This window comes from Tolypothrix sp. PCC 7601 (assembly GCF_025677855.1).
In the GTDB taxonomy this organism is placed as follows: domain Bacteria; phylum Cyanobacteriota; class Cyanobacteriia; order Cyanobacteriales; family Nostocaceae; genus Aulosira; species Aulosira diplosiphon.
In genome coordinates this window covers 8,593,957-8,607,851 of sequence record NZ_CP064879.1, presented here as the reverse complement: position 1 = coordinate 8,607,851, position 13,895 = coordinate 8,593,957, and the positions used below count along the sequence as shown (strand labels likewise).

The following is a 13,895-nucleotide window of genomic DNA, read 5'->3' as shown; positions in this document are numbered from 1 at the left end:
CAACCTTAAGGAATCAGGACTTACCCAAGCAAAATTTGTCATTGCGACCGGAACGTAGTGTAGGGAAGCAATCCCATAGTTTTAGGGGATTACGTCGCTACGCTCGTAATGACGTAATTCCGTGACTTTTGCGTAAGTCCTAGGAATAAATGTATAATCACAATCATCGGGTGGAAATTTAGATTTTTAGCTGAAATTTGCTGATATAGGACTCATATTTGATTTTTGAAAAAAACTAAGTACACTTTTATTTCTTCTTCCCTGTTAACCGTTTCCTGTTCCCTCTTCCCTCCCTACGCAAATAATTTCTCCGAATCAAAGCGGATTCCTATATTTTTGTCAATTCCTCCATCAATTACCTAAATCTTCATGCAACGCCGTAAATTTATCCAATTTGCAGGAACAGCGCTAACTACAGTAGGTTTGAGCCAATTCGATATTATTAGTCAAGCAAATCGTTACGCTCAAGTTTTGGCACAAAGTACACCCCGTAAATTAGCTTTGTTGATAGGTATTAATCAGTATCCCGCTAGTCAAAGATTTAGTGACTTACAAGGATGTGTGACTGATGTAAACTTACAACAGGAATTATTAATTCACAGGTTTGGTTTTAGTAAAAATGATATTCTGCGGTTAACGAGTGACTCATCTGATCAGCAACCTACACGCAGCAATATATTAACAGCCTTTGAAGAACATTTAATTAAGCAAGCTAAACCAGGAGATGTAGTAATTTTCCATTTTTCTGGTCATGGTTCTCAATTGATTGACCCCACCCCGGTAAAATTATGCCCCAATCAGCAATTTAATAGCGATTTAAACAGTACTCTTGTTCCGGCTGAAGATGGACAAAATAAATTAGTCCCAGATATTATGGGACGGACGCTATTTTTGCTGATGTCTGCATTACAAACAGATAATGTTTCCTTTGTTTTAGATAGTTGTCACTCTGGCGGTGGTACTCGTGGTAATTTTAGAATCCGTTCTGTACCAGGTGATGATTTACTACCCAGTAATGAAGAAATCGCTTATCAACAACATTGGTTAGAAAAATTACAAATTTCTGCACAGGAATTTGCTCAACAGCGCTGTGCAGCATTGCGTAAAGGTGTAGTGCTTGCTAGCGCTCAACGAAAACAAGCAGCAGCAGATGCTACATTCGATGATTTTTATGCAGGTGCATTTACTTACTTATTAACTCAATATTTATGGCAACAAACGAGTGATGTGGGTAGGGCGATCGCACAATTAACTTCTGGTTTAAAGATGTTCAGAACTCCCCAAAAGCCTTTAGCAGATGGGAATCAAAACCAGCCTGTGTATTTTATCAACCACAAGTTACCACCTGCTGATGCTGTAATTACGAAAGTAGAAGGTAAACAGGCTACCATCTGGTTAGGAGGAGTAGACTCAGAAAGCCTAGCCAGCTTTGACAAAGGCGCTGCTTTCACCATAGTGGATCAAAAAGGGCAAGCATCTGCACAAGTGCAATTAGAATCCCGTCAGGGTTTAGCTGCTACCGTGAAGTTGCAACCAGGGGGAAAAGTTGCATCTCTGCAACCCGGAATGCTGCTACAAGAATCCAGTCGTGTAGTTCCAGCTAATTTGCAATTAATCATCGGTATTGATCCCTCCCTCGCCGAAGAAACGAATGCGGCGACACAAGCGCTTTCCCAAATCAACCGTATTCAAGCCGTCGCAGCCAAATCGGGAAACGTACCATATCCCTCAGATGTGCAATATATCTTGAGTCGATTGACTGCTAATTATCGGCAACAATTACAACAACAAAATATATCGAATCTGCCAACAGTGGGTAGTATTGGTTTATTTACTAAAGGCTTAGAAATTATCCCCCAATCTTTTGGCAAACTAGGAGAAACAGCACCAGCAGCAGTTTCGCGGTTACAACCAATTATTAAATCTTTTTTGGCAGTTGCAATCATCAAAAAAACTTTAAATTCTACAACTTCAAAGCTGGATGTAGAAGTAGCAATGAGTTTAGTGGAACAACCCCAGCAACCTATTTATAAAACATCGACAATTAGAAGCAAAAATAATCCCAGTGCATCACAATCAGTTAGTTCACAGAGATTACCAGTAGCTAAACTATTTCAGTTGCAAGTTACCAACAACGAATCTACTCCAGTTTATTTAACAAGTTTGCTGATAGATTCTACAGGTGGGTTAGTAGTGGTTTTCCCCTATCAATGGCCTGCAACCGAAGAATCTACACTGTTAGCACCAAAAACAACTCGCACCATCGGCGATCCAAGACAACTGAAGCTGAAAGCTATCGATAAAGGTACAGGAGAAGCGCTAATAATTGTCAGTCGTTCTCCCCTGAAAAAAGCTGTCAAAACATTAGTAGCTTTAGCCGCAGAATTAAATCGTAGTTCCGGCCCAGTAGAGTTAAGAGAACCAGTAGAAGTCATGGGGGATTTACTAGATGATTTAAGTAGCGATCGCTCAGGTAGTGCCAGTACAGAAAAAGAAATTCGAGTAGCGGATATGGCAACTTTATCAATTGCTTTTGAAGTGGTTTAAAGATATCAACTCAATATTTTAAAAACGCCGAATTTTTCCCAAATCATTTCATAAGATAATGAATTTCAACAAGTTAGACTTTTGAACAGTAGAAAGAAAAATACCTAAGCCACAAAAATACTGTTTTTATTCATAATTTTGGGTTTCAGTTGCATAGAAAATAGAGATAATAGCAGCAAGGAAAACAGAAATGCCAAAGAGATATAAATTAATCAAACTAGTAATTTTTATCACTTTGCTAACAGGCTTTTTACCTGGGGAAACAAATTTGACAACTGTTTCTGCTACACCAATAGCCCAAACTGTTACTCCCCAGGAAGCCGATCGCATTTTTAAACAAGGTGTAGAACAGTATCAAGCCAAGCAATTACAATCTGCTATTGGGTTTTGGCAGCAAGCACTAACAGCTTATCGTAGCCTGAAAGACAGTGTAGGTGAAGCCACGACCCTAAAAAATCTGAGTGCGGTTTACATAGAACTGGCTGATTATCCGCAAGCGATCGCCCATTTACAACAATACTTGAATCTGACGCAAAAGTTGCGCGATCGCCAAGGTGAACAAGCGGCGATAGTAACTCTAGGAGACATCTATCTCAGCCAGGAAAACTATGCTAAAGCAGTGGAATTTTATCAACAGGGTTTAAAAAATATTCCCCCATCCCAGCCAAATTTAGAAGCAGCAATTATTCTCGGTAATTTAGCCAAGGCTTACAGAGTATTAGGTCAATATAATAATGCCATTGAATTAAATCAAAAAGCTTTGCAAATATCGCAGATATTAAAAGACCGCAAAATCGCAGCGAAGTTATTAATTAATCTGGGGAATGCTTACAAATCTTTGGGCGATTATGATCTGGCATTTAAAACTTTTCAAGAAAGTTTAAAGATTGTCCAAGAAATTAAAGATAGCACGGTGGAATCTATTGCTTTAGGAAATTTAGGTGCGGCGGCGGCTGATCAACAAAAGTACGATCAGGCAATTGCTTGTCATCAACAAAGCCTCAAAATTAGTGAAGCAATTAATGATGCTACGGGTAAAGCTAGCACTTTAATTAACTTAGGTTCTAATTATTATTCCTTAGGCGATCGCACCAAAGCCCTCAGCTATTATCAGCAGGCTTTAGAAATAGCTAAAACTGCCAAAAATCATCAACTTGAAGCCGAATCTTTAGGTGGTTTGGGATTAATTCACGAAGATTTACAACAGTATTCCCAGGCAATTCAACATCAACAACAAAGTTTAGCAATTTTCCAGCAGATTGGTGATATAGCAGCCCAAGGTATGATTTTTAATAATTTGGGACATGCCTTTTTTAGTGCTAGTAAATTAAATGATGCTGAATTACAATTGCGTTCGGCAATTAAACTCCTTGATAGTCTCCGTTTGGGACTGAGTGATATCTATAAAGTTTCGATTTTTGATACCCAAGTCTTTACTTATAATCTGTTACAACAAATTTTAATTACTGCTAAAAAACCAGAAGCAGCTTTAGAAGTTTCCGAACAAGGACGCGCCCGCGCTTTTGCGGAATTACTTACTAGAAAATTAAATGTCAATGCTGTTAAACCTCATTCACCTGTAAAATCAGAGGCTTATAGTTCATCAGCAGCTACTTCGCCTAATATAGAAAAAATTCGCCAAATTGCCAGTCAACAAAATGCCACAATTGTAGAGTATACTATCATTCCTGATGATGATTTTAAATTTCGTGGTAAACAAAGAGCTAGAGAACAAGAATTATTTATTTGGGTAGTGCAACCAAATGGTAAAGTTAATTTTCGTCGCCAAGATTTAAAATTTTTGTGGCAAACAGAATATAAGTCATTAGCCAACTTAGTTAAAAATAGTCGCCAATTTATGGGGATTGACGATGGTCGTGGTATTTTTTCTACAGAGGTAATTTTCAATCAAACCAGTCAAAAGGAGCAGTTACAACAACTGCATAAAATTTTAATTTCACCTATTGCAGATTTATTACCATCAAACCCCACCGCAAATGTTGTTTTTATCCCTCAAGAGTCTTTATTTTTAGTTCCCTTTCCAGCATTGCAAGCTAAAAATGGAAAATATTTGATTGAACAACATACTATTTTAACTGCACCTTCAATTCATGTACTAGATTTAACCAGAAGTTTGAGAGAAAGAAGAAATAAAAATAGAGGAGAAAATACTTCTATCAGAGACTTGCAATCATCAGCTTTGATTGTCGGTAATCCCTCACCCATGCCGAAATTATCTAAAATTCAGTTAAAATCGCTCCCAAATGCCGAGAAGGAAGCACAGGCGATCGCTAACTTGTTACAAACAACTGCAATGGTTGGTGAACAAGCCACCGAAAGAAACATTCTGCAAGAATTACCCAAGGCTAGACTGATACATTTAGCTACCCACGGCTTACTAGAATACGGTGGACAAAATGGTACCAGTTATGGGCAAGATTTGGGAATACCAGGTGCGATCGCGCTGGCTCCAGATTCACAACAAGATAACGGTTTATTGACAGCCGATGAAATTATCAATCTCCCACTGAATGCAGAATTAGTTGTTCTCAGTGCTTGCAGTACTGGACAAGGTAGAATTTCTGGTGATGGTGTGATTGGTCTATCTCGTTCATTTATTTCTGCGGGAACTGAAAGTGTGTTAGTCTCTTTGTGGTCTGTTCCCGATCAAGCTACAGCCGAGTTAATGACCGAATTTTATAGCCAGCTACAGCAAAATAATCATAAAGCCCAATCTTTGCGAAATGCTATGCTCAAGCTGATCAAAGAGTATCCTGACACTCCCAAAAATTGGGCGGCGTTTACTTTAATTGGAGAAGCAAGGTAAATTAATTACAAATTATCCACCTGCTGATTAGGATAAATGTTTGTCCCAGCCGGAACAAATGTACCATCGCTAATGGCTACACCAGGAACAAGAACGCATCCAGCACCCACAAATACATCGTTACCAATTTTGACTTTCTTGACATACAACATTAAGTCTTGTTTGCGGGGTTTGATGATATGGGAAGAGATAGTGATACGATGTCCCATAATTACGCGATCGCCTATTTCAATTAAACCGCGATCGGCAATTTCTAATCCTGGTGTCCAGTAAACATCTCGCCCTACTTTAGCGCCCCATAATCGTAACCAAAACGAAAATGCGCCTGGAATCAATCGCAATATTGCTTCCAATACAGGAATTGCAATATAAATTACCTGAATTTGATGACTACCCCACCAAGGACTATATGAGTTACCGCGTAAATAACTAATACCCTCCTGCACAGGATATACCCATTGATGTAAGCGGTAAATTAGCACAGGTAATCCATAAAGAGTAAATAACACTGCCAAAATGCTGAAGATGCTGGGTGAATAGGCAAGGTAGACGATAGCAGCCCCAGTTAGTATTAATATCAGGGTAGGAAAAAATAAGAGAATTTTACTTAAAAATGTCATAAAAATAGGGCATAGGGCATAGGGCATAGGGCATTGAAAGAGTTACAGCACGTTTGAAGTAAGTGAGGTACATTATGAGTAATGAGTAATGAGTAATGAGTAATGAGTAGGAAATTTACTTATTACTCATTACTTTTTTCAATTAGTTGCTGTAGCTCATAAACATCGAATCTGCTGTATTTTCATACCTTGGTTGTAAAGACAGCAATTGCAGATAAATGAAGTAACCTTGTAGGGGCAAGGCATTGCTCAGTGGTGTCAACTTAACGTGAAACCCTCTCTTGTGCAAGGTTTCGCCCTCACCCTGTGCCCCTCTCCCACAGGGAGAAGGGAGCAAGAGATTTAGTTCTCCTTCTCCTGGGGGAGAAGGGGTTAGGGGATGAGGGCGCGAGGTATTTGTACAACGCCCGCCCTATATCGCTTTTAGCTTAAGTTGACACGTATGGGCATTGCTTTGCCCTGGCAATTCTCTGTACCTCTCTAACTTGTCATCTGCTGGATTATGAAAATGGCCATAAAAGTTTTTGGCTTAATGATAAAGAAGTAAAAATTCCGAGCGCTGATGGTAAATCTTTGCTTTCATAATAAGTTTTATGGAACTTGTCCCACAATTTCAAATTAGCCCCATAATTGCAATTAAACACTTCGCTGCAATGATGCCATGCATGATCCTGGGGTAAAATTAACCAAGGAAATACAAATCGATAGAGCCAGCTATTTTCATCAATTATCAAGCGGCTATGTCGCCATAAATCTAAGGCAGAAGTTAGACTAACCCCTAGTAAATAAGCCGTGGGATCGGATAGAAGATACAAAAATAAAGTGTGTATCCATAAATAAATAATTAGCAAACTTGTCCACAGCGTATTACGAGAAGTACCTAATACATCCATCTGTGTCACAGTATGATGTACTTGATGGACTGACCATAAAAAGTTACTATGTAATAATCGATGATTCCAATAATATAAATAATCAACTAAAATAAAACTAATAATAAAAGCTAAAATAGGTGCTATTTCTAAAATCCCTTGGAATTGGGGGAATAAGTAATGGTAAATTCCATAAACTAAAGTAGCCTGTAATAAAGGAATCACAATTCCTTGAATCATTAAGCTGACAGTATCTAAAAGCCAATCCTCATGACTTTTTGATTTGAGTTGAGTTCGCCCGAATTGATTATTAATTGTCCATCCAAGCAAAACAATAAATGTAACAAAAATGAGAATTTGTGATAAGTTATGCATAATGAATAATAAAATTTCCAGCCTAATTAATAAGGAATTATTCTCAAACCCAAAATCTTACCTTTACCGATTGATTAGGTAATAATCTCGGGTCTTCTCCACGAGAAATTGCTGTTCTAATTGACTCTACAAATACATGAATTGTGTCCGCAGGAGTGTTAGAAAATTGTGTACCATATTTTGCGATCGCTTCTCCCTGAATCCCTAAAATTTCAATGTCCTGGCGGATAATATGTTGAGCCGTCCACCACACCAAAGGACGTGCTAATTTGTTCCAGATGCCATAGTTGTAAGTGACATCTGTATAAACTAAGGTTGAATGATCGCCTTCTGGGATAGATTGACTGGTAATAAACAAATGGCGATCGCGTCCCATTTGATATTCCACAGAGGTAATATTGGGCATATAAAAGCGATCGCAATGTTGAATCTCTGCAGCATCTCGATTCAGAAAACGGCTATACCAGCCTAAATTACTGGTTTCATGGCGATACTCTACCAAAACTGCACCATTTTCCCTTTCCACAGTCATTTCTAACTTTTGTTGGCGAGAGGTACGGAATACTCCAGGATGTACAAAAGCTGTGTGGGGAATATCAATAAAATTCTCTGCACAATTAGTCACGTTGTTAGCAAAACGATTAATTACCCGCACCGTCTCCCAACCAGCTTCTCCATAATATGGCATGGAAAATGGCTGAAACTCTTCGCTGGGAGTCTCCGCTAACCGCACATATATATAACCATCCTGTTCTTTAGTAGCGTAACGCTTGGCTTGACGCTGCTGCGAAGGTGTGAAATCCTCTCCCTCAGCCGGAACTGCAATCACCTTGCCATTTTCATCATATACCCAACCATGATAAGGACATTGCAAAGCACCTTTACAGACTTTACCAGTTGAGAGACGACTACTGCGATGCAAACAGCGATCGCGCAACGCTACAGGTTGTCCATCTTCGCCACGAAATATCGCTAACCACTCGCCTAAAACGGTTCTTGCTAATACCTTGTTTGGTGGTAGTTGCTCAGTGAGTGCGACAATATACCAAAAATCTGCAAATTGCATGGTTGATAGTGGGAATTGCTGAGGACTATTTTGCTACTTTAGGCAATAAATACAAGCTATTCTATTAGAAAAAAATTGGTCTTGTATTTGTTATTAGAAAAGAATCGCGCGTAGGCGTAGCCCGTCGCAGGGGACTGCTGAACCCGAAGGGTAATAAACTGATATCTATCCAGGGGTAATAAGGAATCGCTCATGAGTGCTAAACAGCTAGAGCAGGTACAGCAATTACAAGCTACCCTCACCAAGATGGAAGTAACGCTAAATGCGATCGCTGATGCTGTAGTCTGGGTAGGGGAAGACCGATGTATTCAATGGTGCAATGCTCAGTTTCAGTCTTTGGTTAACCAATTTGATGGTGCTGTCTGCGGTTTGCAGTTAACTGATTTACTACCTTTAGCGCAAGCAGGACGAGCTGTTGCAGCACAATTATATCCAGATGTGCAGATATTCAATGGAGAATACACCACCACAATTTATCAGTTAACACAAAATGACCGTACCTTAATTTTAGAAATCTCTGGTAACTGTACAGTATTGCCTGATGAAAAATTTGCTGTATTGGTAATTCGAGATATTACGAAGGCTCAACAAACGCAAGAATCTTTACAAGCGATTGAGGAGCAATTACAAACATTAATTAACGCTACACCCGATATTATTTGCTTAAAAGATGGTGAAGGAAGATGGTTACTTTCTAACCAAGCTAATCTAGACTTTTTAGAACTCCCAGACGTTAATTATCAAGGCAAAACTGACGCAGAATTAGCACAGTTTAGTAATTTTTATTATGATACTTTAACCAATTGCTATCAAACAGATGAGCAAGCTTGGCAATTGGGATGTGTGCATAGAGTAGAAGAGATTGTTTCGCGTCCTGATGGTACAGTCAGCATTTTAGATATGATTAAAGTGCCTGTATTTTATCAGAATGGTAGACGTAAGGCACTGGTAGTATTAGGGCGTGATATGAGTGAACGCCAACAAACTCAGGCAGCTTTAGAAAATTCTCTATCTTTATTAAGCGCTATCTTAGAATCAATTCAAGATGGCATCTTAACGGTAAATCATTTAGGAGATATCACTAGTTATAATCAAAAGTTCTTAGAAATGTGGTCAATTCCTCCAGAACTTTTGACAGAACCAGCTCATCATACTCGACTCGCTTATTTAGCAAATCAACTCCTAGAACCAGAGGGATTTTTACAGCGAGTCCGAGAATTATATGCCCATCCAGAATTAGATACATACGATTTATTAGAATTGCGTGATGGCAGAGTATTTGAGAGATACTCTTGTCCCCAACTAATCAAAGAGCAAATTATTGGTAGAGTTTGGAGTTTCCGCGATGTCACCGAACGCCATAAAGCGGAAGTAGCACTGCGACAAAGCGAGTTGCAATATCGGAGTGTGTTTGAAGCGATTAATGATGGATTATTTATTACAGAAATAGAGACAGAAACAATTGCTGAAGTTAACCCAGCGGCTTGCCAGATGCATGGTTATACTTACGAAGAATTTATTAATCTGCATCCATCAACCTACATTCACCCAGACTCCCATGCGGTGTTTCATGAGTTTATTGAAACTACAAAAGCTGGAGGACAATTTTATGGACAAGCCGTTGATGTTTGCAAAGATGGCAGCTTAATTAATGTGGAAGTTAAAGGCACAACTTGCATTTACAATGGCAAGCGGCACGTCTTAGCAATTGTACGCGATATTAGTGACCGCAAACGCACTGAGAAAGCTTTACGCCAAAGCGAAGTTCAGTATCGCGATTTGGTGCAAACAGCCAACTGTATTATTCTCCGTTGGGATGCTAATGGTAATGTCATATATTTAAATGACTACGGTCAAAAACTGTTTGGCTTTGATTTAAACGAAATTACAGGACGCAATGTTGTCGGTACAATTGTGCCGGAAACTGAAACCTCTGGGCGCGATTTACAGTGGTTAATGGTTGATATTTGCCAGCACCCAGAAAATTATCTGTTCAACGAAAATGAGAACTTGTGCAAAAATGGCGATCGCGTCTGGATTGTTTGGGCAAATAAACCAATATTAGATGAGCAAGGAAATTTAATTGAGATTCTCTCAGTGGGAACCGATGCTACAGAACGCAAACGCATCCAAGCTGCTTTGCAAGCAAGTGAGTTAAAGTTCCGCACTATTGTAGAGAATGCCAATGACTTAATTTTTACCATCTCTCCCGAGGGGATTTTTACTTACCATTCGCCGAATGTGACTCCCATTATGGGTTACAGCCTGCCAGAAATTGAGGGACATTCTGTAGTCGAATTTACCTACCCGGGAGATTTAGCAATTAGCGCCGTAGGTATGCAAAAAGCCATAGCCGGAGAAAAGCAGACAGGTATTGAGGTGCGATTAAGACACAAAAACAATAGCTGGCGCTGGTTTAGTTTTAACACTTCCACTATTCACACCCCCAATGGTGAAATTGCGATCGCAGGTGTCGGGCGTGACATCACAGAACGCAAAGAAGCCGAAGAAGCCTTGCGTCGCAGTGAATTAAAATACCGTAATATCTTTGAAAATTCCCAAGTCGGGATTTTCCGCACCCGTCAACAAGATGGATTAATTGTGGATGCAAATCAACGCGGTGCAGATATCTTAGGTTTCGCCACTGCTAGTGATTTGATTGGCAGATATTTCACAACCGAATTGTATGTCAATCCCAGCGATCGCACGCGGATATTAGTTGAGTTAGCAGCTTCCGGCGAAGTTCGCAATTTTGAAATCGCCTTACGCCGCCTTGATGGTTCTATTGTTTGGGTATTATTATCAGTACGCCTCAACGCCGAAGAATCCTGTTTAGATTCTGTCTTTACCGATATTAGCGATCTCTACGAGGAGCTTCGCTTACGTAAACAAGCAGAAGAGGCTTTGAGAGTTGCTAAAGAAGCAGCAGAAACTGCAAACCGTGCCAAAAGTGCTTTCTTGGCAAACATGAGTCATGAACTGCGTACCCCTCTCAATGCCATCTTAGGTTATTCGCAGTTAATGGAGCGAGATACTAGTCTCAACTCAAAGCAACTGGAATCTTTAGCTACTATCAACCGTAGTGGAGAACACTTACTTAATTTAATTAATGACGTACTGGAAATGTCCAAAATTGAAGCTGGACAAATGGTGTTTCACCCAGAAGACTTTGATTTATATCTGTTGCTGCAAACACTGCAAGAAATGTTCCAAGTACGGACACAAGCCAAGCAATTATTCCTCAAATTTGAAATCGCCGCCAATCTTCCCCGTTATATCCAAACAGATGAAGGCAAACTGCGCCAAGTTCTAATTAACCTTTTGGGTAACGCTGTTAAGTTTACTCAAAGAGGAGGGGTAACCTTGCGCGCAAGATTGGGGGATGAGGGAGATGAGGGAGATGAGGGGGATGAGGGAGAATTAAAAAATACCCATTCCCCATTCCCCATTCCCCATTCCCCCTTATCCCCACTCCCCCTAACTTTTGAAGTACAAGATACTGGGCGGGGAATTGCACCAGAAGAAATACATAACCTCTTTCAGCCGTTTGTGCAGACAACTAGCGGTATTCAAACGAAGGAAGGTACAGGATTAGGACTGACTATTAGCAGACAATTTGTCCGGTTAATGGGTGGCGATATTCGCCTGAGTAGTACTCTGGGGCAGGGATCTACTTTTAGCTTTGACATTCAAGTCACTTTAGCTGAACCATTAGCAGTTAAACCCCAGTTGCATAAAGGACGCGTACTCAAGCTAGATGCAAATCAACCAACTTACCGTATTCTGGTAGTTGATGACCGTCAAGAAAACTGCAACTTAATTGTGCAGCTTCTTAGTAGTGTGGGTTTTGAAATTGCAGCAGCTAGTAATGGACAAGATGCGATCGCACTTTGGGAAACTTGGCAACCCCACTTAATTTTCATGGATATGCGAATGCCTGTTATGAACGGCTATGACGCAACAAAAGAAATTAGAGCCAGAGAAGAAAATACAAATACAAATCACCGCACAGTAATTATTGCCTTAACTGCTAGTGCTTTTGAAGAACAACAAGCAAGTATTTTAGCCGCAGGTTGTGACGACTTAGTCCGCAAACCATTCCGTGAGCATATAATCTTTGAAAAGATAGCTGAATATTTGCAAGTGCGCTACATTTGCTCAGAAGATTGTCACGAAAATAATATAAATAATCAGCAAGAAAATGTGGAATCTACTATTTTGGATCTGTATTCTGCTATCAAGTTTATGCCTAGCGAATGGATAGCAGAACTTCATCAAGCTGCCATTGCCGTTGATGGCGATCGCATTTTGCAATTAATTCAGCAAATCCCCAAAACTCATGCTGAATTGGCAAATAAATTAACAAATTTAGTCCGGAGTTTCTGCTTTGATGAGATTTTAGAATTGACTGAATAAAAATAAAATCAGAAGATTCCGCGATTCAACAGGTAGGGGCACGGCACCGATTAAATATCGGTTTTACCGAAAGTTTATGGATGCCGTGCCCAGATTACTGAATATTTTGTGATATTTCACAATCAATGGGCACGGCACCGATTAAATGTCGTTCTTCCCACAAGTTTGTGGATGCCGTGCCCAGATTACTGAATATTTTGTGATATTTCCAAATCAATGGGCACGGCACCAATTAAATGTCGTTCTTCCCACAAGTTTGTGGATGCCGTGCCCCTACAGATGATATTCAATAAGGTGGAAAAATTTGTAGATAATGACAATTATGTATTTGATTTTCAAAGTGATGTAAATTTAGATGTAAATTTAAAAATATAAACCTAAATCTAATTGCTCATGTGGTTGGCGCTTAGGATTTTGTTCGTCCTCTTCCCATTCCAAAGGATTATTTATAATATATTGACGCACATTATCTAATCTATCTTGGCGGATAATACTCTCGTAATAATCTCGTTGCCAAATGGGGGGATATGGAGTTTTTCGCATTAAGTTAATTCGTTTGGTAACGGCTGATTTAAAAGCCCGAATTACTGTAGGAAGTGAACCTGCAATAGGCTTACCAAACTGTTCATCTTTTTGATTATTTTTATTTTGTAGGGGCATGGTATCAGAAAAATTATCTGCGGATGGAAATGATTGTGATTGCCGTGCCCCCATAGCATCAGTAATAATGAGTATTCCATGCAGATGATTTGGCATGACGACAAAAGCATCTAATTGAATGTGAGAAAAACGACGCGGAAGAGCTTGCCAAAACTTGTAAACAATTACTCCCAACTGATTATATTGCATTTCCCCATTAACTATATTGCCAAACCAACATTGCTTTTTATATGTACAAATCGGCGCGTATTTCACGACGATTTGAGTATAGTCATATCCTGGTAAACGAATAGAACGGCGATGATGTTTTTTGGGGTTAAATGTCATCCCAATTATGTTCAGTAATATTTATGAATAACAAGTATATTATTTATGGTAGGGGCACGGCACCAATTAAATGTCGGGTTTACCGAAAGTTTATGGATGCCGTGCCCAGATTACTGAATATTTTGTGATATTTCCAAATAAATGGGCACGGCACTGATTAAATGTCGTTTTTCCAGAAAGATTGT

At 39.5% G+C, this 13,895-nt stretch carries 7 protein-coding genes; 3 read left to right on the top strand and 4 right to left on the bottom strand.

Annotated elements, in window-relative coordinates; genetic code table 11:
* Positions 1 to 369 precede the first annotated feature (369 nt).
* Together HG267_RS34905 and HG267_RS34900 are read left to right on the top strand one after the other, a co-directional pair.
* Positions 370 to 2,547, top strand: coding sequence for a caspase family protein (locus tag HG267_RS34905; protein WP_045867359.1), 2,178 nt, complete (start codon positions 370 to 372; stop codon positions 2,545 to 2,547).
* A 190-nt stretch (positions 2,548 to 2,737) separates the two neighbouring features.
* On the top strand, positions 2,738 to 5,374 hold the full coding sequence (locus tag HG267_RS34900) for a CHAT domain-containing protein (RefSeq protein ID WP_045867360.1): 2,637 nt from the start codon (positions 2,738 to 2,740) through the stop codon (positions 5,372 to 5,374).
* A 5-nt stretch (positions 5,375 to 5,379) separates the two neighbouring features.
* On the opposite strand, the gene HG267_RS34895 is transcribed toward HG267_RS34900, so the two are convergent.
* The 3 genes from HG267_RS34895 to HG267_RS34885 form a co-directional block, all read right to left on the bottom strand.
* The gene (locus tag HG267_RS34895) at positions 5,380 to 5,994 is read right to left on the bottom strand and encodes an acyltransferase (RefSeq protein ID WP_045867361.1); all 615 of its coding nucleotides are present in this window, start codon (positions 5,992 to 5,994) and stop codon (positions 5,380 to 5,382) included.
* A gap of 500 nt (positions 5,995 to 6,494) precedes the next feature.
* Entirely contained in the window at positions 6,495 to 7,241 is a 747-nt protein-coding gene (locus HG267_RS34890) for a sterol desaturase family protein (RefSeq protein WP_194007851.1), read from the bottom strand.
* 43 nt (positions 7,242 to 7,284) lie between these two features.
* The gene (locus HG267_RS34885; RefSeq protein WP_045870147.1) at positions 7,285 to 8,307 is read right to left on the bottom strand and encodes an aromatic ring-hydroxylating oxygenase subunit alpha; all 1,023 of its coding nucleotides are present in this window, start codon (positions 8,305 to 8,307) and stop codon (positions 7,285 to 7,287) included.
* 192 nt (positions 8,308 to 8,499) lie between these two features.
* Here HG267_RS34885 and HG267_RS34880 point away from each other — a divergent pair, with 192 nt between their 5' ends.
* Positions 8,500 to 12,723, top strand: coding sequence for a PAS domain S-box protein (locus tag HG267_RS34880; protein ID WP_045870148.1), 4,224 nt, complete (start codon positions 8,500 to 8,502; stop codon positions 12,721 to 12,723).
* 363 nt (positions 12,724 to 13,086) lie between these two features.
* Here the strand turns inward: HG267_RS34880 and HG267_RS34875 are convergent, their stop codons facing one another.
* On the bottom strand, positions 13,087 to 13,710 hold the full coding sequence (locus HG267_RS34875) for a transposase (RefSeq protein WP_045870149.1): 624 nt from the start codon (positions 13,708 to 13,710) through the stop codon (positions 13,087 to 13,089).
* Positions 13,711 to 13,895 lie beyond the last annotated feature (185 nt).

What these genes read in the sequence shown, in the direction of transcription:
- HG267_RS34905 (WP_045867359.1), top strand. Translation starts at nt 370, where the DNA reads ATGCAACGCCGTAAATTTATCCAATTTGCAGGAACAGCGCTAACTACA.
- HG267_RS34900 (WP_045867360.1), top strand. Translation starts at nt 2,738, where the DNA reads ATGCCAAAGAGATATAAATTAATCAAACTAGTAATTTTTATCACTTTG.
- HG267_RS34895 (WP_045867361.1), bottom strand. Translation starts at nt 5,994, where the DNA reads ATGACATTTTTAAGTAAAATTCTCTTATTTTTTCCTACCCTGATATTA.
- HG267_RS34890 (WP_194007851.1), bottom strand. Translation starts at nt 7,241, where the DNA reads ATGCATAACTTATCACAAATTCTCATTTTTGTTACATTTATTGTTTTG.
- HG267_RS34885 (WP_045870147.1), bottom strand. Translation starts at nt 8,307, where the DNA reads ATGCAATTTGCAGATTTTTGGTATATTGTCGCACTCACTGAGCAACTA.
- HG267_RS34880 (WP_045870148.1), top strand. Translation starts at nt 8,500, where the DNA reads ATGAGTGCTAAACAGCTAGAGCAGGTACAGCAATTACAAGCTACCCTC.
- HG267_RS34875 (WP_045870149.1), bottom strand. Translation starts at nt 13,710, where the DNA reads ATGACATTTAACCCCAAAAAACATCATCGCCGTTCTATTCGTTTACCA.